A 24,388-nucleotide genomic window follows, 5' to 3' on the forward strand; every position below is an offset into this window, starting at 1 on the left:
AAGCAACCAACAGTATCTTGAGAAAAAAAAGAGGCCTGATAACAGGCCTCATTAACAGCGTGGTCATGAGCTTAGTCTTCGCTGCCGTCCAAGCCGCGAACCTTCAGCAAAGCATCAATGGTCGGCGCCCGGCCACGGAACTTCTTGTACAAGGTCATCGCGTCTTCAGTTGAGCCTTTCTCATAGACATGAGTCCGAAGCTTCTGGGCTAGTTCAGGATCGAACACATCACCGGCTTCTTTAAAGGCTTCAAAGCCATCTGAATCGAGTACCGCTGAGTGAACGTAGCTGTAATAGCCCGCAGCGTAGCCACCAGCAAAGATGTGCGAGAAGTAGGTGGAACGATAGCGCGGAGCAATCTCATCGATGAGACCAATTTTCGCCATCGACGCTTTTTCAAACTCGCCGGCATCTTTGAGCTCATCATCAGCAGTCAGGGTATGCCAATCCATATCTAGTAGTGATGCAGCCAGATACTCGGTGTTAGCAAAGCCTTGGTTGAACTTCGATGCTTTCAACAGCTTAGCGATCAGCTCATCAGGGATCACTTCGCCGGTTTCGTAGTGGGTAGCAAAGGTCTTCAGAATGGCTGGCTCAGCGGCCCAATGCTCAAGGATCTGAGCCGGGAATTCAGTGAAGTCACGTGGACCTGAAGTACCTGACATGCTCTGATAGGTCACATTGGTTAGCAAACCATGAAGGGCATGGCCGAACTCGTGGAATAAAGTGGTGACATTCTCAAAGCTCAACAGCGCTGGTGCATCGCCAACTGGACCTGGGAAGTTACACACATTAACCACCACTGGGCGCTCAACGCCATCCAAGTTGGATTGGCCTTTGAAGCTGCTCATCCAAGCGCCACCACGTTTGTTCGAGCGGGTGAAGTAGTCGCCAATAAAGATACCTAAGTGGCTACCATCTTTATCTTTCACTTCCCACACGCGAGCATCTGGGTGGTAGGTATCAATATCGTGCAGCTCTGTGAAGGTCAGGCCCCAAAGCTTGTTTGAGGTATCGAATACGCCTTTCAATACATTGTCCAACGACAAATAGGGCTTCAGGCTGGCTTCGTCTAAGTCATACTTGGCTTTACGAACTTTCTCGGCGTACTGCCACCAATCCCAAGCCGCGACTTTAAAGTCATGACCTTCGGCATCAACAACTGCTTGCATGTCAGCGACTTCGCGCTTGGCTCGCTCCAACGCTGGCGCCCAAAGCTGCATGAGTAAGTCGTAAACACCTTCTGGGGTATTGACCATGCGCTCTTCTAGGATGAAATGAGCATGGGTTTCATAGCCCATAATTTTGGCCCGCTCGGCACGCAATTTAGCAATCTTGGCAGCAACAGCCTTGTTATCGAATTCGTTGTCGTTATCACCGCGGTAGATGTATGAGTTATACAACTTTTCACGCAGGTCGCGACGGGCCGACTCGGTCAGGAATGGGTACATGCTTGAGCGATGCGGGGTGAACACGTACTTGTCTTTGTACTTCGCTTTGTCTTCGTCAGTTTCAGCTGCGTCCATTTTCTGCTGAGCTGCGCTCGCCGCTGCTTGAATAACACCTTCGGACAGACCTTCGAGATCGGATTTATCCAGAATCAACTCAAAGCCGTTGGTCTCTGCTAGCAGATTTTGGCCGTACTGGGTGGTCAATTGTGACAACTCAGAATTAATCTTGGTGATTTGCTGTTTTTGCTCAGCAGACAATAGCGCGCCGCTGCGAACAAAGTCTTTACGAGTATCTTCAAGAAACTTCAGTTGTTCAGCAGTTAAATCCAACCCTTGTCGAGCTTGGTAGACCGCTTCGACCCGCTCAAACAGCCCCTGATTGAGGTTGATTTTGTCGTAGTGGGCAGAAATCAGTGGACTCAACTCTCGCTGCAGTTGTTGCAATTGCGGATTGGTATTTGAGCCAGCTAGGTTATAAAACACACGCTGCACTTTGCCGAGCAACTTACCGGTTCGCTCCAATTCTTCAATGGTGTTAGCAAAAGTCGGTGCTTCCGGGTTCTGCACGATGGCATCAATTTCCGCCAAGTGATCTTGCATGCCTTTCTCGAAAGCTGGCATGTAGTGTTCATCTTTAATCTTGCTAAATGGTGGAATTTGGAACGGCGTGTCGTATTCAGTGAAAAATGGGTTGGTTTGCTGTACCGGGTTTTCCGCTGCAATTTGCTGTGTTTGAGGAGCAGCAACTTCTGCGGTTACTTGTTCATTCTTGGGTTGTTCAGAGCATGCGCCCAATGCCAAAGCGATTGATAGGGCAATGACAGATTGACGCACAGATGAAGGATTGAAACTCATTTCCTTTTGTCTCCTGATCTTTCTTTCTCGGTAGTAGATAGTTGTTGGTTTTTTGTTGTTTTTTTATTTTGCGCAGTGACTATACATTAGCTGTTTTTTTAATAGCAAAGCCATTTGCTCGGCGGAATTTTCCACGGCATCAGCGATTTGACTAACTACTCAGCAAAAGCGCATAAATACCGCCCCACCGAACCAGCTGGCCTTGAGTTGAATTGAACTTGAGTAGCTCAAGCGCGCTCACAGTAAGCATCGCTACTAGCAGTTGTTATTGACGCATACCGAAACGACCCAATTATATGTGCTCTAATTCTGGTAACAATTTGAAACAAACAAGTTTGTAAGAAAGCAAGAAGAGCACAAACAAAAAAGCCCCGCTCAGATGAGCAGGGCTTCGGAATAATGGTACCAGAGGGCGGACTTGAACCGCCACGCCCGTGAAGGCAACGGATTTTGAATCCGTCATGTCTACCAATTTCATCACTCTGGCATGATTGTTTTCGCGCTTTTGTCAGCACCACCTCAATCAAGGTGGGCGCCATTATATCGTTAGTTTTGAGGCTGACAAGCCCTAAACTAAAAAAAAATGTCGTTCTGATTGCAATCCCAAGCTCGAATGATTATTTGTTGCTCAGAGAAGCTCAATATCGTTGATATTTTCAACAGAACTGGCAGCAACAACCTCAACCAAGGCAATCAACGCCATTGACATTACATCGCAACAATAATGGCTGCTACAATAGCGCCTCTGTTTTGTGCCAATAGCAAGTAGTGCTTCATGTCAGTCAACTATCCACCTGCCAGCTTTATTCGCCGTTTTGCCGCTTTGATTTATGATTTACTGCTCGCGGCATCCATTGTCGTCATTGCTCACTTATTACTGAGTGTTGTGCTGATCATTGTTGCCCAAAGCGATGTACTCAACTTAGAACAATACAAAGAAGGCCTCGTTGGCTTCCTAGCCACCTATCGCTCAGCTCACTTGCTATTTCTTGCATCGACAGTTGCGATTTTCTTCATGTGGTTCTGGACCCATGGCGGCCAAACACTGGGGATGAAAGCTTGGCGTCTGCGAATTCAAAATGACGATGGCACGCCGATTCACCCCCGTCAGGCGGTGGTAAGAGTGTGTTTTGCCCTTGGCGGTTTGGGCAATCTGTTGATTCTAGTTGATTGGCAGAACAAGCGAGCGCTGCAAGATCGACTGTCCGATTCGATGGTAGTGACACTGCCCAAAGGCGAAAATGGACCGCTCAAGCGGCGCTAATCGTGCCACTCGACGCGGAAATAGTTGTTGTTAACTTCGCCTTAGCAGATAAATCGCAAAACCGAGGAACAGTAACGATGGCAGTGCCGCCGAGATCAATGGCGGTACCGCGAACACCACCGACAGCGGACCAAATAGCTGATCAGCCAGATGAAACGCGAAACCGGCAATCACCCCCAAGACAATCCGAGCGCCCATGGTTACCGTGCGTAGCGGGCCAAAAATGAATGACAACGCCAACAGCATCATAGTGGCCACAGCTAGCGGTTTAAGGATCTTGCGCCACATCGTCAGCTCATAAAGTGTCGAGTCTTGCTTGCCCGCTTTTAAGTAATCGACGTAATCCATCAAACCAGCTATCGGTAAGGCATCGGGTTTAATCGATACGACACTCAATTTATTCGGCGTCAGGGTACTATTCCACTGCGCTTGCTCTTTGAAGTCAGTTGAAATTTGGCTGTCGGTAAAACGCGTGTGGTGGACTTCATTCACTTGCCAGCCCTTGCCACTGTAGTGTGCTTCTCGAAAGTGAAATACCTCTTGCAAGCGGTTCTGCTCATCGAAATGATACTGAGTCACTGCATGCAGCTCATCAGCATCGAGCACCGAGCCAATGTAAACAAAACTGTCGCCATCTTTGGCCCAGGTTCCCGACTTACTCGATAAGATACTGCCGCCGGAAATCGCTGCTGACTTCAACTCTCGAGCAAACCGTTCACTGGCCGGAACTCCCCACTCACCAATAGCCATCATGAGTAACGCCAAGGGAATCGCAGTTTTAAGTACCGAGCCGGAAATATTCAACTTGCTCAGACCAGAGGATTGCATCACCACCAATTCACTGTGGGATGCCAGCATGCCCAAGCCAACCAAAGCCCCCATCAGAGCACAAACGGGGAAGAAGATTTCAATATCTCGCGGCGCAGAGAACAGCATGAAAATGACTGCATCAACGATGTCATAGTCACCCTTGCCGACATGCTTGAGCTGTTGAACGAAACGGATAAGAGAAGACAAACCTACCAGCACCAGTAACACTAAACTGGTAGTGCCAAGCAGAGTGCGACCGATATGGCGGTCGATAATTGAGTACATTAAGCGCGCCTCCAAACCATAAGCTTGCGCTTGAACTTGGCGCCGGTCTCACGACCACTCAATAGCAAACTCACCGCAATTGCCAAGCCAATCAAGTGCACCCACCAGAGTCCCATCCATGCAGGAATCGCTTCACTTTGCAGGGCTTTTCGGCCCGCCATCAAAAAGATGAAGTAGGCAAGATAAAGTAAGATTGCCGGCAGCATTTTAGCAAAAGCACCCTGCCGCGGATTAACCACTGAAAGCGGCACAGCTAACAGCGTAAGAATAGGAATTGCCAATGGTAGAGCGATCCGCCAGTGAAATTCAGCCACCCGGTCTGGATCATCACTGTTATAGAGCTCTGTGGTTGGCACAGCATCGAGTTTGCGGCGTTTGCGTTCAGAAATTTGTGCCTTCGCGTCAATTACATAGGTATCAAAGGTAACGCGATTATAATCCTGTTGACTCGGCGAACCCTCGTATCGTTCGCCGTTGCTCAACTCAAGATTAACTGAGCCATCGGCTTGCTCCTTTAACACGCCTTGTTCAGCCAAAACTAGGCTACCTCGTTTATCGGCACTCCAGCCATCGGCCATCTGCGCGACAAACACCTTGTCTAGTTGATTACCACGCTTACTAATATTTTCTACGAAAATCACCGTATTACCGTCTTTACTTTGACGAAAACGGCCTTCGACTAAGGCTTGGACATTGGTATCGGCTTCTGCCTGTTCTAATAACTGTAACTCTCGCTCTTTACTCACCGGAACCAAGTAAAGCGTTAAGAATGCGGTAACAATAGTAATCACAGCGGCGAGAATAAGTGTGACGCGGGTTACATACCACTCACTAACACCGGTTGCTAACAGAACCACCATCTCGCTTTGCACGTACATTCGGCCAAGAGCCATCAAAATGCCCAAAAACAAGCTCAAAGGTAAGATCATTGTCGCCAAGGCGGGAACATTAAGGCTCAACAATTGAAACAGTATGGCACCGGCAATTTTGCCTTCAGAGGCATCTGCCAGAATGGAGACCAGTTCGCGGCTTATAAAAACCACCATCAGCACGCTGAATACAGCGAGCGTGGACTTCAGAACTTCAACGAGTAAAAAGCGAAATACAATCAAGGTTTGTTCCTGACTGATAAATGTGTCATTTTTAATGCCTGAGACTATGATTTGCGACAAACCTCAGGTTTTTACTAATATTTGCTAGTAAGCCTGCTTAACACGCATTATCTATAGAAAAGCTCAAAAAGAATACTTTTCTTTACCGACGCAGCGATTGCACCAAATAGCAGGCGCTGATTATCCAACAAATAGAATTATAAGTCTTTATATAATAGGAGCATCCATGGAGTTCAGTGTAAAAAGTGGCAGCCCCGAAAAACAACGCAGTGCTTGCATCGTTGTTGGCGTTTTTGATCCAAGACGGCTCACCCCAGTAGCTGAACAGCTCGATAAAATCAGTGGCGGTTACCTGTCTAACTTACTGCGACGCGGTGACTTAGAAGGCAAGCCAGGCCAAATGTTACTGCTGCACCAAGTACCAAATATTCTCAGTGAACGAGTATTGCTGGTTGGTTGTGGCAAAGAACGCGAGCTGGATGAGCGCCAATACAAGCAAATCATCGCCAAGACCATCAGCACGTTGAATGAGACAGGCTCAATGGAAGCAGTGTGCTTTCTATCTGAACTACACGTCAAAGGTCGCGATACCTATTGGAAAGTTCGTCAAGCGGTAGAAACCACACAGGATTCGCTCTACGCCTTTGATCAGCTGAAAACCAAAAAAGGTGAAACCCGCCGTCCACTGCGTAAGATCACTTTTAACGTGCCGACTCGCCGCGATTTGCCTGCTGGCGAAAAGGCCATTGCTCACGGCCTGGCTGTGGCCGAAGGTGTATTTGTCTGTAAAGACGTGGCCAACATGCCACCGAATATTTGCAATCCAGCCTATCTGGCTGAGCAAGCCAAGCAGCTAGGCAAAGACTACGACAATGTGACCACCGAAGTGATCGGCGAGTCGCAGATGGAAAAACTGGGAATGACCAGTTACCTAGCGGTTGGTCGTGGTAGCGAGAACGAATCCATGATGTCTGTGATCCACTACCGTGGTGGTGACGATGACACGGCACCGATTGTGTTAATCGGTAAAGGTCTAACCTTCGACTCAGGCGGTATTTCGCTCAAGCCGGGCGCAGGCATGGACGAAATGAAGTTCGACATGGGTGGCGCAGCCGGTGTTTACGGCACCATGAAAGCATTGGCGGAACTCAACCTGCCAATCAATGTCATTGGTATTTTAGCCGGCTGTGAAAACATGCCTGATGGTCGTTCTTACCGTCCAGGTGATGTCCTCACCACTATGTCTGGTCAAACCGTTGAAGTGCTTAACACTGATGCGGAGGGCCGCTTGGTACTTTGTGATGCCCTAACCTACGCCGAGCGTTTTGAGCCAGAATGCGTGATTGACGTGGCTACCTTGACTGGCGCTTGTGTCATTGCCCTCGGTGCCCATGCCACCGGCTTGCTCAGTAACCACAATCCATTGGCACATGAACTGGAAAACGCCTCTAACCAGAGCGGCGACCGAGCTTGGCGTTTACCATTGTGGGAAGACTATCAAGAACAGCTCGACAGCCCATTTGCTGACATGGCCAACATTGGTGGCAAAGCTGCCGGCACCATCACTGCAGGCTGTTTCCTAAGCCGCTTTACCAAGAAGTTCCACTGGGCTCACTTGGACATTGCTGGCACCGCATGGCGCTCAGGTAAGAACAAAGGTTCAACCGGCCGCCCAGTGCCAATGTTGACTCAGTTCTTACTGACTCGCGCTTCGCAAACCGAGGAATAAATGGCTGCAAGCGCCCATTTTGTCCTGATGGACCAAGGCAATGATGAGGAGCAGACCGAAGGGTCTGCTCCTTTTGCTTTGGCCGCTCACTTGCAGTTGGCAGCAACGCTTTGCATCAACTACCAACAACGCGGTTTAAAACTACATGTTTTGGTCGATAGCGCAGAGCAAGCAGAATTCATTGATGATCAGTTATTTGCCGCGCCGCTTGAACAGTTCGTACCGCACGCTCAAAGCCAGTTTGCCCCTCGTTACGGGGCGCCGGTGATGATTAGCACTAGCGAGCCAACAAATTTTGTTCCGCTGCTGATTAATCTTTCTGCCAAAGGGCCGTCGAATACTGTAAAATGCCGCCACATTCTTGACCTGGTGCCAACACAAACCGATCTGAAACAGCAAGCGCGCGATCGCTATCGCCTGTATCAGAGCTACGGCTTAGCGCCCACCACAGGGTCAGAGCAGCAGTTACCTGCATTCAACTAATTTACAACGAGTTACTTTAAGAACGACGTCATGGAAAAAACTTTCAATCCAAACGCGGTTGAGCGCGCCATGTATCAGGCATGGGAACAAAAGGGCTACTTCAAGCCACATGGTGACACCAGCAAAGACAGCTACTGCATCATGATCCCGCCGCCAAACGTGACCGGCAGCCTGCACATGGGTCATGCTTTCCAAGACACCATCATGGATACCCTGATCCGCTACCAGCGCATGCAAGGCAAAAACACCTTATGGCAGGTGGGTACTGACCACGCTGGTATTGCCACCCAAATGGTGGTTGAGCGCAAGATCGCCGCCGAAGAAGACAAGACCAAACACGACTATGGTCGTGAGGCTTTCCTAGAAAAAGTTTGGGACTGGAAAGGCGAAAGCGGCGGCACCATCACCAAGCAGCTGCGTCGTTTGGGCGCTTCAGTGGACTGGGATCGTGAACGCTTCACCATGGATGAAGGCTTATCGAAAGCTGTTCTCGAAGTATTCGTTCGTTTGTACAAAGAAGATTTGATATACCGCGGCAAGCGTTTGGTCAACTGGGATCCAAAACTACACACGGCGATCTCCGATCTGGAAGTGGAAAACAAAGACAAAAAAGGCCACATGTGGCACTTCCGTTATCCACTGGCTGACGGCGTCAAAACTGCCGATGGTAAAGATTACATCGTGGTTGCTACCACTCGTCCGGAAACCATGCTCGGCGACACCGGTGTGGCAGTGAATCCAGAAGATCCGCGCTACAAAGACTTAATTGGCAAGTTCATTGAACTGCCATTGGTTGGCCGTCGCATTCCAATCGTTGGCGATGACCACGCCGATATGGAAAAAGGTACCGGCTGTGTGAAGATCACCCCAGCCCACGACTTCAATGACTATGAGGTGGGTAAGCGTCATCAGTTACCGATGATCAACATCCTCACCATTGACGCTGCCATCCGTTCCGAAGCGGAAGTGTTCAACACCAAAGGTGAAGCGTCCGATGCCTACAGCACCGAATTACCAGCTGAATACGCTGGCATGGACCGCTTCGCTGCGCGCAAAGCGGTTGTTGCTAAATTCGAAGAGCTGGGCTTACTGGAAGAAATCAAAGATCACGAACTGACTGTGCCTTATGGCGACCGTGGTGGCGTGGTGATTGAGCCAATGCTGACCGATCAATGGTATGTCCGTGCCGATGTGCTGGCCAAGCCTGCGGTTGAAGCGGTTGAAAACGGCGACATTGAGTTTGTGCCAAAACAATACGAAAACATGTACTTTTCGTGGATGCGCGATATTCAGGATTGGTGTATTTCCCGTCAGTTGTGGTGGGGCCACCGCATTCCGGCTTGGTATGACGACAACGGCAACGTTTATGTCGGCCGTAGCGAAGAAGAAGTTCGTGCCGATAACGGGTTGGCTGCCGATGTCGCTCTGCGCCAAGACGACGATGTACTGGATACCTGGTTCAGCTCAGCATTATGGACCTTCTCAACGCTAGGCTGGCCTGACAATACTGATGCGCTGAAAACCTTCCACCCGACTTCTTGTTTGGTCACTGGTTTCGACATCATCTTTTTCTGGGTGGCGCGCATGATCATGATGACCATGCATTTCATGAAAGATGAAGATGGCAAGCCGCAAGTGCCATTCAAAACCGTTTATGTCACCGGTCTGATCCGTGATGAAAACGGCGACAAGATGTCGAAGTCGAAAGGTAACGTGCTCGACCCACTCGACATGGTCGACGGCATTGATTTGGAAAGCTTGGTACAAAAACGCACTGGCAACATGATGCAGCCTAAGCTTGCCGCCAAGATTGAAAAGAACACTCGCAAAGCGTTTGCTAATGGCATTGAAGCCCACGGCACCGACGCCCTGCGCTTTACCTTGGCGGCGATGGCCTCAACCGGCCGCGACATCAACTGGGATATGTCGCGCCTTGAAGGTTATCGCAACTTCTGCAACAAACTTTGGAACGCCAGCCGTTACGTGCTGATGAATACCCAAGAGCAAGATTGCGGCTTTGGTGCTGACGCCGATAAAGAAATGGTATTGAGCTTGGCCGATCGCTGGATCATTGGCCGCTTCAATCAAACCGTGAAAGATGTCCGCGAAGCACTCGATAGCTACCGATTCGATATGGCGGCTAACGCTTTGTACGAATTCACTTGGAACCAGTTCTGTGACTGGTACTTGGAGCTCACCAAGCCTGCCCTGCAATCAGGTACTGAAGCAGAGTTGCGCGGCACACGCCATACTTTGGTTTCTGTATTAGAGCAGTTGCTTCGTCTGATGCACCCACTGATGCCGTTTATCACCGAAGAAATCTGGCAGCAAGTGAAAGTACTGGTTGGCATCGACGCTGATTCGGTGATGCTCGAAGCCTACCCAGGCTTTGATGACAGCAAAGTCGATGAGTTATCCGTTCATGACTTGGAGTGGGTGAAGAAATTTGTCGTTGCGGTACGTAATGTTCGTGGCGAGCTCGGCATCTCACCGAGCAAAGGACTGACTTGCTTGCTGCGCAACGTCGATGCCGAAGCCCAGCGTCGTTTGGACGAAAACCAGACCTTCTTGAAGGCGATGGCGAATGTTGAGTCCATTGAGATCCCAGCGGCCGATGCCGAACTGCCAATGTCGACCACTCAACTGGTTGGCGATATGGAAGTGATGATCCCAATGGCTGGCCTGATTGATGCCGAAGCGGAAATTGCTCGGATCAGCAAGCAGCTTGAGAAAATGGCGAAAGATGCCGCCCGCATTGAAGGCAAACTCAGCAATCAGGGCTTTGTTGCCAAGGCGCCAGAAGCCGTGGTTGCCAAAGAGAAAGAAAAGCTGGCCGAAGCTCAGCGCGATATGGCTAAGCTGGAAACGCAAATCGAGCAGCTAAAAGCACTGTAACCTGCGGCTCAGAATAGAAAAAGGCGACTCTACGGGGCGCCTTTTTCTTAGCTAGTCACGCTGTCTGTTTCAGCTCACAACCGGAGCGCTTGCTCTGACACAGTTCTTTCCCGCTTCCTTAGCGGCATAAACGCCATCATCCGCCAACTTCAACAATACTTTAAAATCTCCGTCGGTCGGAACCATTGCAGCAATACCAACACTAATACTGCCTGGCCAGGGAGTTCCGCCAGTGGCAACTTCAAGTCTTGTTGCGGCTTGGTGAGTTTTATCTGCCACCTTTTGCAAGCCGTCAAGATCGGTATTGGGACAAAGCACCAAGAACTCATCACCGCCGAGACGACAAACCAAGTCGTCATTGCGCACCGACGTTGCCAAGGTCTGAGCCAGCGCCACCAGTACCTGATCGCCAGCTTCATGGCCATAGCTATCGTTGACCTGTTTGAAATGGTCTGCATCAATCATCATACAACCAACATGTTGTCGTCTCTCCAGTGCATGCAGCCACATATGTTCAAGCGCTTGCATAGCACGGCGCCGGTTGGCCAGCGACGTCAGTGCATCGGTCAATGACAGCTGCTCTAAATACTTATTTGCCTGATACAGATCTTCTGTTCGCTGTTTCACTTTTTGCTCGAGCGTTTGGTTCAGTTGCACCAACTCTCGGTTACGCTGAGACACTTGCTCGAACAAGGCGTTCATTGCCGATAACAGAGGGGCTGTTGCACGATCTTTGCCTCGTTCTTCAGCTTCAAAAGCTTGTTGCGGCGATAATCCCTGTTGAATCTGGTCCAGCTGTAGAGCCATATTCTGATCTTGGCCAAGAATATGGTAAGCAAGCCAATGAACCAAAAACTCCATCAAGTAGCGCGCATTGCCAGAGCCATTTGATGCCAAATCTTGCTGCAATGTGTCGATTTCAAATAGAAAACGCTGATGTGCTTGGATATGAGGCTGAAGATGGCGACTGTCGATTTGCCACTTAGCCATTAAGTCTTCTTCGTCGCTGAAATGATAGGCGGTATAGTTTTTTAGCTGTTCCAGTACTGGCATTAACTCGGCCTGAGAATTGTCAGCAGCAGACAGTAAATCACCAAGTTGATTCACCAAGGCAATCAACTCTTGATGTTGAGAATCGACACTATCAATGCCGGTGACAAAATTACTGCTCCATTGAAATGATTTCATCGATTCCTCTAACCTCTAAGTAGCGTTTTCAATATCATTCACGGCGTCAATAGCGGTCGCCCATAGTAACAAAAGTCGATATGACATCACCGGTTGCACCGCAATGCTGTGACGAGATCCCAGCTCATTTCAGCAGGCTTGTTCAACACTTCAAATCGATCAACATAAATTTAACAACCAACTATTGTGACGAGGCTCACATTTTGTTAATTTTGAAACGTACCGGCACGAAAATATGCTACGCGATACACATGGAGTGTTTGAACTATGTCAATTAAAGCCTGTATGACAACCCTCGGACTACTGATTACTACCTTTGTAATTAGCTTTTATCCGAGTAGCCCCGCCTCAAGTAACACCATTAAGCTCGCGACTACTGTTAATTACTCATCCGAAGAGGTGACTCAGTCTTGCGAACGCTGGGTTGAGAGCGAAAGACCCGAGGTTAAACGCCTCCATCGATTCAGTTGTTTCTATGACAATAGAAGCTAATTGATAGAAACATCATAAAAATAACAATGAGTTAAACCAAAAAAACGACCCTCGGGTCGTTTTTTTGGTTTATCGCAAATGCGTGACTACTTAGCTTTATAAGCAACCGCGCCATCTTGCTCCTGGCTTTCGGCCAGTTCTTTTTTCACCAGCGCATCAAGCGTGTTTTTGCGAGCGCTTAGCGCTTTTGCATCCACCCAATCAGCGGCAGCTTGCAATTCCGCAAGTGCCTTTGCTTGTGCATCAGACAAGCCAGTAACGGCGGCGGGCTCAGCTGCGACAGGTTCAGCTTCTACAACCTGTTGTACTTTTGGTTGAGCAACAGGCCTCACCTTGGCAGCTTGGTTAACGTCGGCTTGGCGAAATGCATCAAACACCTTGCCGCGTGGCAGGGTGTTGCCCTGGGCAATTTGCACCAGCGCCCAAGATTGCTCAGCTTTCATTGGCGTTTGCCCCTCAGGGGCTAGATTTTGTTGTGACATTATTTGTACTTTGCCTTTTCAAATCACACCGCGGTTGGCAATAACAGCTGCTATCACGGCCACGGATTTATTCCCTAAACGAATCACGTTATGCAAACACCAGCAGGGCAAGACCCTAAACACCAGCATTGCAGGCGCAGGATACTAGCAACTTTAATTGCTTATGGCACTGACTTTACCGGCCCGGAAAAAGAACAAATCCAAATTTAAGATCTAAATCAGTTCAAATCGCGATAGTTCGACGAAGTTTTCTTATTTCTTCTGATTGCTGTATTTCAGCTCCTAACAAAAAACTAAATCCCGAGCAAACAAATTGGTCATACACAAATACAAAATAGACATTACAAATTAACATACCAATCAACAATACTTGTCGACCATTTGTAGTGCCCATGACACCAATTCGCTCAACTTGCCTTATCGTAGTATCGACATTGTCGCTTGCGACCGCCTGTGGTGGCGGTGGTGGTTCCTCGTCCCCGAATACAGGAACACCTATTACGCCTCCGGCAGAGCCAGAGGCTTGTACCCTTCCAACCACAACAACGTTAGTTGCCGCCTACGATGATGGCAGCAATGATGGCCATTCACCGACCGATGCCATTGATGGCAGTCTAGAGGAAAGCTCGCGTTGGTCTTCCGAAGGGGATGGCAAGTGGCTGATTGTCGATCTAGGCGAAGCATTTGATATTCGCGAGGTTCGCACCGCGTGGTACAAAGCAGAAGAGCGATCATCTTACTTTGACCTTGAGTATTCATTGGATGGTCAAACTTGGCAGCTCATTGGTGAGGAATATCAATCAACAATAGGCACATCAGGATTTGAAACATGGCCGGTTAGCGATGCCGATGGCCGCTACATTCGTGTTATCGGGCACGGTAACTCTGCTGCTGACAACAACTGGAACAGCTTGCTTGAAATTGAAGTTGCGGATTGCGGAGCTACCAACTCCGTCACCCAAGAGCTTGAGCTGCCTGAACCACCGGCTGATCCAACCGAACAGCCGGGAGAGGAAGTAACAACACCCGATGGAACGCCATCTCAGCCGCTACCAGTGGTTGCTCTCGATTCGAGCTTGCCGCCATCGGGCAACTTCGATTTAAGTCGTTGGTACCTGAGCGTGCCGACCGATACCAATGGCAATGGTAAGTCTGACAGCATTTACGAAGCCGAGCTAAACGCGGGTTATCAAGATCAAACCTATTTCTACACCACCAACGATGGTGGAATGACCTTTGTCTGCCCAATCTATGGCTATAAAACCTCCACGAACACCAGCTACACCCGCGTTGAATTGCGCGGCATGTTACGCTCTGGCGACACCAGCATCCGAACCCAAGGGGTGAATGAAAACAACTGGGTCTTTAGCTCTGCGCCAAGTGCTGCACAATCCGCCGCCGGTGGCGTTGATGGCGTATTAAAAGCGACCCTAGCGGTTAACTATGTCACATCCACCGTTGAAGACGGCAGTGACTATCGCGTTGGCCGGATCGTCATCGGGCAAATCCATGCCAACGATGATGAACCCATTCGACTCTATTACCGCAAGTTGCCCGGCAATGATAAAGGCTCGATATATTTTGCCCATGAACCCATTGATCGTTCCGACTTATGGTTTGAATTGATTGGCTCAAAAGACTCCGACGCCGAAAATCCAGCTGACGGCATCGCCCTAAACGAGAAATTTAGCTATGAGATTCATGTTCAAGGCAACACCCTGAGCGTCAGTATTTTGCGCGAAGGTAAAGACACCATTACCAAATCAATCAGCATGAATGGCAGTGGCTATGATTCTGCTGACCAATACATGTATTTCAAAGCAGGTGTTTACATTCAGGACAAACTGGAAAAAGACATCAGTGAATACGCCAGCGATGACCCGCGCATTTCAGATTATGCCCAAGCCACCTTTTACGCATTGGAGGCAACGCACCACTAATCAATTTTTCTCCACCCTTATCAGTAATTACCTAGCTTTGGCCCAGAATACTCTGGGCCTTTTTTTGCTTAATCCGGCAGTTTTTCCCGCAACAATCTGGCACCTGTCAAGCCATTGAATCGTCATCGGCCGCCCTCCTCGCAACGCAACACTAACTTAACAATCAGCCACACCTGTGCAACAAAACAGATCGGAAATAAAACCTGTCTGTGGGCGATTTGCAACCACACTTATTGGTAAAATTCGCGCCCGTATAAGGCTAGTATTTTCAATGACAAAAAGGCGGTAACCGATGCGGTTAACAACTCTGGTTTGTGGCGTGACATTGATAGCGGCAGGCAGTTGGTTGGCACTATCGAGCGATTCAGCTGAAGCATCTCTGCGGCAACAGTCTCCTGCGGTTAGCGTTCGGGTGAAAACACTCGATAAAGCCTCGATTGCCGAAAGTATTCCGTTGCAAGGTACGGTCTTTTCCCATCACGCCGTTGATATCACCCCGGAAGTTGATGGCCGTATTACTGCCGTTGAAATCGAATCAGGTCAGCGCGTGAAACAGGGCCAACTGCTCATTCAACTTGATGATCGCCACCAGCAGGCCAATGTCAGTCGCGAGCAAGCGAAACTGCAAGATGACTTGCGTCACCAGCAACAAATCCGTCAGCTATTTGATCAGCAAGCCGTCTCTGAAACCGAAGTTGACCGCGCCGATGCCCAAGTTGCTATCCAACAAGCTGAACTGCAGCTCGCCAAAGCCGCATTGGCTGATCGCGCTATTCGAGCGCCATTTGCCGGTACTATTGGCTTGGTTGATCTGAGCCTTGGTCAGTTGGTCAATAGTGATTCAGTGCTAACCACCTTGGATGATACGAGCGTATTGAAACTGAACGCGTCGGTGCCCGCTAAATATCAGCACCGCATTCGACTCGGTTCTCGCTTTATGCTGAGCACTAATAAGCTTCACGGCCATCAGGTTGAGGCAAAGTTAGCCTACATGGATACTCGAGTTAGAGAGACCACGCTGAATTTACGTCTGCAACTGGTGATCGATAATGCCAATGGCTACATGCTGCCGGGTTCATTTCTTACCGGCAACTTGCCATTGGCGGACGAGGCGGTACTTAGCATGCCGCTGCAAGCTGTTGCCTACGAAGGTCACCAGCGCTTTGCCTACCGCCTAAGTGGCGATTACGTCGAAAAAGTTGAAATTGAACTCGGCGCTCGCAATGCCGATGAAGTTGAGGTCATTGACGGTTTGAATCCAGGTGATGCGATTGTCACTGAAGGATTGGTTAAACTAAATGACGGCACTCGAGTGCTAGTCATTGAGCAAACTAATTCATGAGATTGTCCGACTTAGCCATGTACCGGCCAGTGCTGGCCATTGTGATCAGCGCTCTGCTCGTGGTGTTTGGCATAGTGTCGCTATCCTTGTTACCGGTGCGGGAAATGCCCGACATCGACAACCCAGTGATCTCGGTTGGCACCGCCTATCGCGGCGCCGCCTCCAATATCGTTGAAAGCCAAATCACCAACCCAATTGAGGATCAACTCAGCGGCATAGATGGCATCGACTACATTTGGTCGTCTTCATGGGATGGCTGGTCAGGTGTCACCATTACCTTTAAGCAAGGTCATGACATGCTCGAGGCGTTGAGTGATGTGCGCGACGCGGTCAACCGAGCACGCAACGACCTGCCCGATGATGTCGATGAACCGGTGATCCGCAAAGACGATGGCGACAACGCGCCAATCATGTGGCTCAACTTGGTCGGCTCCCAACTTGACCGTGTCGATATGAGCGACTTTGCTGAGCGAGTATTGGTCGAACGCTTGAGCTTGTTGCCCGGCGTCAGCGCGGTCAATACCTCCGGTGTAGTTGAGCGGGTCATGTACATTGAGATCGACCCCACCCAGCTGGCCGCTCGCGGCCTAACCACCCAAGACATTATTGATGTACTGGCGCAAGAAAACATCCAATTACCCGCCGGCTACATTCGCAATGAAACCCTTAATCGCGTTGTCAGGGTTGATCGCCAATATCAGTCACAGCAAGATTTTGAGAGCATCCAGTTGACCAGTGGCGTTGATGGTCCGGTTTATCTGCGCGATGTCGCCAATATCTATATCGGCGCTAAAAAAGACACTACCACTTTTCGTGCCAACGGCGTTGATAGCTACGGCATTGGCATTGTGCCGATGTCGCAAGCCAACCCGCTGGAGGTAGCGGATGAAGTGCGGCGCCAATTGCCACATTTGCAGCAATTCTTGCCCGACGGCACAGCGCTCTACATCGATTACGACAGCACCAAGTTCATTCGCGCGGCGATTAATGAGGTTTACTACACCCTAGCCTACGTTGCGGTGTTTGTGCTGTTGGTGCTGTATGTGTTTTTAGGCAGAGTAGGCTCCACCTTGATCCCTGCCATCACGGTGCCAATTTCGCTGATTGCCTCACTCACTGTTGCTTATCTAGCAGGTTTTTCGATCAATCTGGTGACCTTAATGGCCATGGTATTGGCCATTGGCTTGGTGGTTGACGATGCCGTAGTGGTCACCGAGAACATCGCCCGTCATCGGGCTAATGGTGAATCGCCATTGGTGGCGGCTTTTAAAGGCGCGCGGGAACTGAATTTTGCAGTCATTGCCACCACGGTGGTGTTGGTCATGGTGTTCTTGCCGTTACTGTTTATGGACGGTCAAATGGGCCGCCTATTCACCGAGTTTGCAGTGCTATTATCGGCCGCAATTGTAGTGTCATCATTGGTCGCTTTGACCCTAGCGCCGGTCATGGGTGGCGCTCTGTTTAAAGACGATGGCAGTCGCCAAAATCGCTTTCAAGCGGCCATCAACAATGGTTTAGAAAAGCTGCGATTGGCTTATATTCGCTTACTTGGCAAGTTACTCAAACATAGCTGGCTGGCCCTATCATTGGTAGTCGTTGCTTTGGTTGCGCTGGTCATTAGCTTTCAGGCACAAAAGAAGGCGTTTGCACCGAAAGAAGATCGCGGCACCGTCAATGTCTATGTCGCTGGCGTCGAAGCCACTAGCTATGAGCGCATGCTTAAAAGCATGTCGGCGATCGAGCAACGACTAATTCCGCTGCGTGATGACGGCCCCATTCGTTCGCTCAACTACTCTTCTCCAGCATTTGGCTCATGGGCTGATCATCAAGGCTTTTTTATTATTCAGCTGGAGGATTGGGCCGATCGCGAAGAGAGTGCTTATGACGTGGTGGAAATGATCCGCGCTGCAACGATTGATGTCCCGGATGTCAAAGTCATTCCGTACGTGCCCGGTTTCGGCGGTAGCATGGGCGAGCCAGTACAATTTGTCGTGCAAGGCGAAGATTATCAATTGCTTTGGCACTATGCTCGAGAGTTGGCCGACAAAGCCAGTGCCAGTGGCTTAATGGAAGGGGTCGATCTAGATTACAACCCAACCACACCTGAACTGATTCTGACGGTCGATTTACCAGCTGCGCGCCAGCTTGGCGTTTCAGTTCAAGCCATTGCCTCAACCTTGGAAGTGCTGCTTGGCGGTCGCAATCAAACCCGCTTTGAAGAACGCGGTGATGAATACGATGTTTACTTGAAGGCCGATGAAAGCCAATTCATGTCCGAAACGGACTTGGCCAAAGTCTATGTGCCCAGTGAATCCGGTGAGTTAATTTCGTTGAACACTGTGGTGATGGCTAAAGAGCAAGCGTCAGCTCGGGGGCTATTCCACTATCAACGCAAGAAATCCATCAATATCAAAGCCAATTTAACGGCTGATGCCACCCTAGGTGAAGCATTGGATTTCTTTGCCACCGAAGCACAACAACTGCTGCCATCTGGCTACACCTTTGACTACGCCGGTGAATCAAAAGAGTACTTTGATAGTCAGCGCGATGTCACCCTACTATTCGGTTTGGCACTGTTGGTGTGCTATTTGGTACTAGCAGCCCAGTTTGAAAGCTTTATCAGCCCCAGCATTGTCATGATCACGGTCCCCTTAGGGTTGCTGGGTGGATTGTTAGGCCTATTAATAGCCGGAGAAACCTTCAACATCTACAGCCAGTTAGGCTTACTGATGTTGATTGGTATGGTGACTAAGAACGGCATTTTGATTGTTGAGTTTGCCAACCAATTGCGCGATCAAGGCAAGTCAATTATTGACGCTACCCTGACCGCTGCCGGATATCGACTGCGCCCTATTTTGATGACGGCATGTACCACCTTACTTGGCGCGCTGCCGATGTTGCTAGCCTCCGGCGCAGGATCAGAAAACCGCTTTGCCATCGGCGTGGTCATTGTCGGCGGCATGTTGTTGTCGACCATCATCACATTAGTGGTGATCCCAAGTTTGTATAATCTACTCGCTGGTTTTAGCCGCTCTCCGCAAGCTCGCCAACAGGCGCTGGAAGGTGCGCTCAATGACAAGCCTTATAGGGATTAGTCACATGCATGGATATCAATCACTTTGCCAAGATCTCATCAACCTTGGCATCAAAGCCACCGATACGGTGATGGTGCATAGTTCGATGAAGGCCATTGGTGAGGTTGAGGGTGGCGCAGAGACGGTACTTGACGCGCTAAGCGACACCATCGCTAAACAAGGCTTGCTGTTGCTGCCCACGCACACTTGGCAAGACTGGAATTGCCAAGCCAACATCTTTGATCCGCAGAGCGAACCATCATGTGTTGGTATTCTGACCGAATTGTTTCGTCGCCGGCCTGGAGTGGTTCGATCGTGGCACCCAACTCACTCGATCGGTGCACTGGGTCAAGACGCTGAATCTTATATTTATGGTGAAGAACTGAGCCGGTCGCCTTGCCCTAAACTTGGCTGCTGGGGTCGCTTGGCTGCAGTTAACGCCAAGATTCTGTTTTTAGGTGCCAGCCCCAAGACCAATACATTTTTGCATAGCGTTGAGGAATGGCACCAGATCCCTGATCGTCTAGCCACCTCAGCAACCATGTACCGTATTCGCCAGCCAAACGGCAATCTACTCGACTGCCCGCAACATAAACACCACAGCTCTAGGGGCGATGTTTCGCAACACTACGACAAAATGATTCCAGAGTTTTTGCGCCAAGGGGTGGCGAGACAAGGGCGGATTGGTGATGCCAATAGCTACTTGTGCGATGCCTTAGGTATGGCTGAAATCGTTGGTAAGCTGTTAACGCAAAACCCAAAACTGTTTGATGATCATCAACCAATAGCAATTTGAACAATAGGGACTAATGACATGGAAGAAATAAAAGCGCTATTTGATATATACAACCTTCAATACTAGAGCCTGTTGATCTTTGGTGTATGAATTTTGTTCGTTCAAAATGCTCATATGAGCAAGAAACGAGCTATGCCGTATAGCAATCTATACAAATAGCGAGTGACGTAGCGAAATGAGCATTTTGACGAACCCTTCGGGCAGCGTTTATTGGCAATTTATTCCGCGTCAGCGATTATTCATTGACGGCCAGTCAACTTCATAACCACTTCCTTGCCTAAATCACCAATAAATTGCTGCAAAAACACACAGCAAAGATCAACAGGCTCTAACAAGTCGATAAGATATGGAATTACTTTGGCGTCGTCAGCATGGGTACCGCAGGCTTCGTTATTGGCAGCGAAAAAGCGACAAAGTCCTTCAAAGAACCGCTGTTTATTTTGATTGGCTATCTGGTTTTTACCGCAGGAAACTTCTCGGCATTGGCCAATGGTCAAGCCGTATTGCATGATCTATCGAAGAACTTAGTCAAACTGTCCGAGAACCATGACATAGTGAATCTGAGTCAACTCAAAGCCTATTCAGTAGCACAAGTGGCTTGCTTCTACTGGTCAACAGTTGTTGCTTTTTGCGCGGTTATCATCGTTCTCAGTTGGCTGCGTCTAAGGCCTCGAACTAACAGCACTGCCGCCAAATAGCGGCAGTGCTAGGAAAGATACGAGGTTATTCCGCTAAGCGCTCCTGATACATAGTCGAGGTCACTTCTTTGACTGCTTGCACCAACCCTGGATACGGTATGTCGGCAACAGTCACAAAGCCAATATTGGCATTTTCACCATCAAACGCGCGACCAGATACTGGCTCATCAACGTACTGGAACCAGTGGGCACCAACCATATACGGCTTCTCCAATACGCTCTTCATGTAATCTTTGTACATTCGAGCCCGATCGGCCTGATCAGAAGCGTGAACAATGCCCGGATTGAGCATGCCGCTGTCATCCGTGGTGCCAATATGGAACTCGCCAATCACCACCGGCAAATCAACTTGTTCGAGGAACTGCCAGTAATGATCTTGCATCCCCTCCTCATAAATGTTGAAGCTCAACACGTCTGAGTATTTCAGTGATGCTTTGATGATTTCATCGGGCATACCCCAGTTGGCCATCCTTGCCCCCATGTACAAATGGTGCGGCATCAGCTCTGCGAGGGTGTTGTGAACGACATTGAAATACTGCTCTCCGAGCATTTCCAACAACATCGACAAGTCATTGACCATGGCATCGGAATAGCTATCCAATGCGACACCTTCATTGAGCGTCTGCCAACTATCGAAATTGCTCTGCCAAGCTTTGTTCAACGCATCAATGGAGCCATATTGTTGCTGCAGGCGTTGAGCAAATGCCGCTTTGGCAGGGCTTTGCTCAGCAGACTTACTTAAACCGTCAAGGATCACGCCATAGCGCTGCGGTACCGAGCCTTCACGCTCGCCCCAACTTTTCTCATTGTCGATAAAGATACCGGCGCACCAAGGCGAGTTTTTGACATCGCGGGCAATCACCTCAATAGTGGCGACCGCTCGTTCCTTGAACACAGGATCAAATGGATCAGGCATCAAGCCCCAGTGGTTCTCATAACCGGAGAGCGTCTTAAAGTCACCGATAATCCAGCCATTGGCAAAGTACGGCACCTGCTCGGCATGATAGAAAGCCGGATCAACCCAGTTACCAAATGAGGTAAAGCCCCAGTCTTTCATCCGATCCATGGTGACCTGATGCCACATTGGCAGATAATCATCGCCATAACGCCGCTCTAGGTTCGCTCGGTAAAAGCTGAAGGTTTCACCGTGGGGCATTGCGCCTTTATGGGTCGAACGGCGATAAGAGTAATGATCGGCCAGTGGGTCAGTGTAATCAGGCAGCCATTCAAATAAGTTGTGACGAATGGTCGAGGCGACATAGCGACTTGCACGAGCCTGCTCTGGGATCTGAACAATGCCCATGGAATCCTCGGGCGTCACTTCATCAGCATGACGAACGCGAATACTGTCATCTTTAAAGTCGATACCGGTCAGGGTCGATAGGTTAGCCATACGAACGTTGGCGGGGCCGTGAGAGAAGAATGGGTAGCCTTCTGGATCGACCATCCACCACTTGCCATTGACCTTCTCGGTGCGGAAATAACCAGTGGCTTCAAGCTGAGGACCATTGGTGTAACCACCGAATTTTGAGCGATGCGGCATGCCTTCTGATTTGGCTAGATCGGCGAGTTCTTGATCGGCTAACTGTTTGAGCCGCTGCTCACTCTCAACCGTTAATTCTGTCGGCGTTTTGGCATTTTGACCAAAACGATCGATCAGTCCAATCATCCAGTCTTTTCGCGTCGGAGGATTAGCCCGCAAGCGAATATCACCAATCACCACCTGGCGATCTTGGAGGTTGCCAATGGTAAAAAACTTCAAAGCGGCCAGCGTCGATAAGTCGACATTGTCCGAGCGCCACGAGCGCCACACCATTTGCTTATCTTCGCTATGCCATGCCGGCACATCGCCCCAAAAGCCCGCTTCTGTCTCGGCTTCCACGCCAGTTAGCGGGATATAAACCGTGCCATCAAAGCCTGGCGCTAAGGCAATGGATTTGCTGATGGCTTTGCCTTCTGGGTTGATCAAGTTGAGGTAAAGATGAGTTGAAATGGTGCTGTTGTTTGCCACATCAAAGGCAAGGTTGTAATTGCCGTACTGACTTAACGACCACGCCTTGGGCGGTGCAATCAACAACTCGGGGATGTTGTGGTCACTGGCAAAATCGAGCTGCAGCATAGTGGCGTTGTGTTGTTTGACCGCTTTAGCCGTCACACCTTCGGCCGACAGCCAATTCATGTGTTTATCAAAATCAACCAGTTGCAGTAGCTTTTGTTCATTGGCGAAGGCGTCAGTGTAAGTAGACGACGCGGCTTTTACTGGCTGCTCTGCCACACTAGCAGATGCCTGTTGGGTTGACGTTTCATTACAGGCAACCAGAGTGGTTGCAGCAAAACACAGGGCGCAACTGAGCGCTAACGGACGCAGAGACACGCCCAATGGCGTTGGATAATCCATGGGTAGGATCCTTATTTATCACTGGCACTGGCGATTGCTCAAATCGACAGTGCACCAAAATCGAATCAAATTATTTCCAACCGAACACGAACAACGCTCGATAAGGTAGCGCTGTCTTATTGCGGCGGAACAATCAATTTGTCTGGTCTTGAGACCTTTACATCGTCCTTGATGGGTCTACCGCCGCATCCTTGCGACAGTTAATTTGATTGCCAGACTCGATAGCAATAAATGATGTGATCAAGCGTTGACGCTCCAATCATGAAACCAATGTCAAACTAGCTTAACAATACATATTGTCAACAATCTACAAAATAATTTACATCATGATAGCTGGATCAACTATCTCCGCTGACTTTGCAATGTCACTAGCTTTTGAATATTGCCAATGGATGCCAGCAGTAAGTGACAGGCTTGGAAATAGCCCTGCTGATGAAACTCCATCACCTGTTGCTCAGAGAGCTGAGCCAAGGCTTCTTCATTGATGGTGTAAAGCCCGCCAAAACTCTGTTTACTGCCATCGGCTAGATTGACAGTGAACTGAACTGCTTCAATCAATTGATGTTGAACAAGGGCTTCGACAAAACGCTCGGTGCGGATCACTGCCGGAATGAGGCCCGCCAGTAAGCTACTGATTTGGCGGGTGTACTCCGATGGCTCTCCCTCAGCAGAAAATAAACTCTCGCCACCGGTTTGAGTCACCCTTGGGTGGTTCATATCGATCGTAACCACCGTGTTTTCTGGTGTTGCCGGAGTACCTGTAGGACCGTTGACCGCCACCATAAATGGCTGCCGACGAATATGCAGCGGAATGTAATTGGCCTGCCAACGTTCTGCTTGCAAAAACAAATTGTTGCCTGGTTCAAATCCCAGTAGCGCATGCATACCAAACTGACCGGTATTGGGATCTTTTAACAGGCACACTGGATACTCCAACACCAGCTGGCGTAGCTCATCGGCGACCACTGGCACCAAATGAATGTTTTCGCCATAGTCGGCGCCGCGGTCGGTGATCACGCGGATGTCTTGATGGCTAGCTGGATCGAGCGGGGTAAAATTGCTCACTACATTATTCCTTAGTTTGTTCATACTGG

The 24,388-nt window shown here is 49.5% G+C and carries 16 protein-coding genes and 1 tRNA gene; 8 read left to right on the forward strand and 9 right to left on the reverse strand.

Features of this window, described 5'->3' with window-relative positions; translation table 11 throughout:
* Positions 1-71: 71 nt before the first annotated feature.
* Both CBE68_RS10565 and CBE68_RS10570 read right to left on the reverse strand, forming a co-directional pair.
* Positions 72-2,306, reverse strand: a complete 2,235-nt coding sequence (locus CBE68_RS10565) for a M3 family metallopeptidase (protein ID WP_087506058.1) — start codon at positions 2,304-2,306, stop codon at positions 72-74.
* A gap of 400 nt (positions 2,307-2,706) precedes the next feature.
* A tRNA-Leu gene (locus CBE68_RS10570) sits at positions 2,707-2,793 on the reverse strand.
* Positions 2,794-3,081: 288 nt separating this feature from the next.
* Here CBE68_RS10570 and CBE68_RS10575 point away from each other — a divergent pair.
* A complete protein-coding gene (locus tag CBE68_RS10575; protein ID WP_087506059.1) occupies positions 3,082-3,570 on the forward strand; it encodes an RDD family protein in 489 nt (162 codons plus the stop codon).
* Positions 3,571-3,600: 30 nt separating this feature from the next.
* Here the strand turns inward: CBE68_RS10575 and lptG are convergent, their stop codons facing one another.
* A complete protein-coding gene (gene lptG / locus CBE68_RS10580; protein ID WP_087506060.1) occupies positions 3,601-4,665 on the reverse strand; it encodes an LPS export ABC transporter permease LptG in 1,065 nt (354 codons plus the stop codon).
* A complete protein-coding gene (gene lptF, locus CBE68_RS10585) occupies positions 4,665-5,777 on the reverse strand; it encodes an LPS export ABC transporter permease LptF (protein WP_087506121.1) in 1,113 nt (370 codons plus the stop codon). Before lptF ends, lptG begins: the two co-directional genes overlap by 1 nt.
* Positions 5,778-6,003: 226 nt before the next feature.
* Between lptF and pepA the strand changes: the two genes are divergently transcribed.
* The 3 genes from pepA to CBE68_RS10600 are packed head-to-tail and all read left to right on the forward strand — an operon-like array spanning position 6,004 to position 10,884.
* Positions 6,004-7,506 carry a leucyl aminopeptidase gene (gene pepA, locus CBE68_RS10590; RefSeq protein WP_087506061.1) on the forward strand — a complete coding sequence of 501 codons (1,503 nt, stop codon included), beginning with the start codon at positions 6,004-6,006 and terminating at the stop codon, positions 7,504-7,506.
* Positions 7,507-7,989 (forward strand): DNA polymerase III subunit chi, encoded by a 483-nt coding sequence (locus CBE68_RS10595; RefSeq protein ID WP_087506062.1) that lies wholly within the window; start codon positions 7,507-7,509, stop codon positions 7,987-7,989.
* A gap of 30 nt (positions 7,990-8,019) precedes the next feature.
* A complete protein-coding gene (locus CBE68_RS10600; protein ID WP_087506063.1) occupies positions 8,020-10,884 on the forward strand; it encodes a valine--tRNA ligase in 2,865 nt (954 codons plus the stop codon).
* 69 nt (positions 10,885-10,953) lie between these two features.
* Here the strand turns inward: CBE68_RS10600 and CBE68_RS10605 are convergent, their stop codons facing one another.
* Both CBE68_RS10605 and CBE68_RS10610 read right to left on the reverse strand, forming a co-directional pair.
* Entirely contained in the window at positions 10,954-12,072 is a 1,119-nt protein-coding gene (locus CBE68_RS10605) for a GGDEF domain-containing protein (RefSeq protein ID WP_087506064.1), read from the reverse strand.
* A gap of 578 nt (positions 12,073-12,650) precedes the next feature.
* Positions 12,651-13,046 carry a hypothetical protein gene (locus CBE68_RS10610; RefSeq protein WP_087506065.1) on the reverse strand — a complete coding sequence of 132 codons (396 nt, stop codon included), beginning with the start codon at positions 13,044-13,046 and terminating at the stop codon, positions 12,651-12,653.
* 392 nt (positions 13,047-13,438) lie between these two features.
* Here CBE68_RS10610 and CBE68_RS10615 point away from each other — a divergent pair, with 392 nt between their 5' ends.
* From CBE68_RS10615 to CBE68_RS10630, 4 genes are all read left to right on the forward strand, one after another.
* On the forward strand, positions 13,439-14,986 hold the full coding sequence (locus CBE68_RS10615; protein WP_087506066.1) for a polysaccharide lyase family 7 protein: 1,548 nt from the start codon (positions 13,439-13,441) through the stop codon (positions 14,984-14,986).
* A gap of 292 nt (positions 14,987-15,278) precedes the next feature.
* Positions 15,279-16,328, forward strand: coding sequence for an efflux RND transporter periplasmic adaptor subunit (locus CBE68_RS10620; RefSeq protein WP_087506067.1), 1,050 nt, complete (start codon positions 15,279-15,281; stop codon positions 16,326-16,328).
* The gene (locus tag CBE68_RS10625; protein ID WP_087506068.1) at positions 16,325-19,423 is read left to right on the forward strand and encodes an efflux RND transporter permease subunit; all 3,099 of its coding nucleotides are present in this window, start codon (positions 16,325-16,327) and stop codon (positions 19,421-19,423) included. The genes CBE68_RS10620 and CBE68_RS10625 overlap by 4 nt, the downstream gene beginning before the upstream one ends.
* Complete coding sequence (locus CBE68_RS10630) at positions 19,401-20,198, forward strand: AAC(3) family N-acetyltransferase (protein ID WP_087506069.1); 798 nt, start codon at positions 19,401-19,403, stop codon at positions 20,196-20,198. The genes CBE68_RS10625 and CBE68_RS10630 overlap by 23 nt, the downstream gene beginning before the upstream one ends.
* A 239-nt stretch (positions 20,199-20,437) precedes the next feature.
* Here CBE68_RS10630 and CBE68_RS18650 read toward each other — a convergent pair whose 3' ends face one another.
* From CBE68_RS18650 to CBE68_RS10645, 3 genes are all read right to left on the reverse strand, one after another.
* Complete coding sequence (locus tag CBE68_RS18650; protein WP_143824542.1) at positions 20,438-20,707, reverse strand: hypothetical protein; 270 nt, start codon at positions 20,705-20,707, stop codon at positions 20,438-20,440.
* A 214-nt stretch (positions 20,708-20,921) separates the two neighbouring features.
* Positions 20,922-23,294, reverse strand: coding sequence for an agarase (locus CBE68_RS10640; RefSeq protein WP_087506071.1), 2,373 nt, complete (start codon positions 23,292-23,294; stop codon positions 20,922-20,924).
* Positions 23,295-23,636: 342 nt separating this feature from the next.
* On the reverse strand, positions 23,637-24,359 hold the full coding sequence (locus CBE68_RS10645) for a SapC family protein (protein ID WP_229744738.1): 723 nt from the start codon (positions 24,357-24,359) through the stop codon (positions 23,637-23,639).
* Positions 24,360-24,388 lie beyond the last annotated feature (29 nt).

It is taken from the genome of Neiella marina (assembly GCF_002165625.1).
Lineage (GTDB): Bacteria > Pseudomonadota > Gammaproteobacteria > Enterobacterales > Neiellaceae > Neiella > Neiella marina.

Excerpts from the sequence above, each read along its gene's own strand:
- CBE68_RS10595 (WP_087506062.1), top strand. The coding sequence starts at position 7,507 with ATGGCTGCAAGCGCCCATTTTGTCCTGATGGACCAAGGCAATGATGAG.
- CBE68_RS10565 (WP_087506058.1), bottom strand. The coding sequence starts at position 2,306 with ATGAGTTTCAATCCTTCATCTGTGCGTCAATCTGTCATTGCCCTATCA.
- CBE68_RS10605 (WP_087506064.1), bottom strand. The coding sequence starts at position 12,072 with ATGAAATCATTTCAATGGAGCAGTAATTTTGTCACCGGCATTGATAGT.
- CBE68_RS10640 (WP_087506071.1), bottom strand. The coding sequence starts at position 23,294 with ATGGATTATCCAACGCCATTGGGCGTGTCTCTGCGTCCGTTAGCGCTC.
- CBE68_RS10630 (WP_087506069.1), top strand. The coding sequence starts at position 19,401 with ATGACAAGCCTTATAGGGATTAGTCACATGCATGGATATCAATCACTT.
- pepA (WP_087506061.1), top strand. The coding sequence starts at position 6,004 with ATGGAGTTCAGTGTAAAAAGTGGCAGCCCCGAAAAACAACGCAGTGCT.
- CBE68_RS10610 (WP_087506065.1), bottom strand. The coding sequence starts at position 13,046 with ATGTCACAACAAAATCTAGCCCCTGAGGGGCAAACGCCAATGAAAGCT.
- lptG (WP_087506060.1), bottom strand. The coding sequence starts at position 4,665 with ATGTACTCAATTATCGACCGCCATATCGGTCGCACTCTGCTTGGCACT.
- CBE68_RS10575 (WP_087506059.1), top strand. The coding sequence starts at position 3,082 with ATGTCAGTCAACTATCCACCTGCCAGCTTTATTCGCCGTTTTGCCGCT.
- CBE68_RS10615 (WP_087506066.1), top strand. The coding sequence starts at position 13,439 with ATGACACCAATTCGCTCAACTTGCCTTATCGTAGTATCGACATTGTCG.
- CBE68_RS10620 (WP_087506067.1), top strand. The coding sequence starts at position 15,279 with ATGCGGTTAACAACTCTGGTTTGTGGCGTGACATTGATAGCGGCAGGC.
- CBE68_RS10625 (WP_087506068.1), top strand. The coding sequence starts at position 16,325 with ATGAGATTGTCCGACTTAGCCATGTACCGGCCAGTGCTGGCCATTGTG.
- CBE68_RS10600 (WP_087506063.1), top strand. The coding sequence starts at position 8,020 with ATGGAAAAAACTTTCAATCCAAACGCGGTTGAGCGCGCCATGTATCAG.
- CBE68_RS18650 (WP_143824542.1), bottom strand. The coding sequence starts at position 20,707 with ATGCAATACGGCTTGACCATTGGCCAATGCCGAGAAGTTTCCTGCGGT.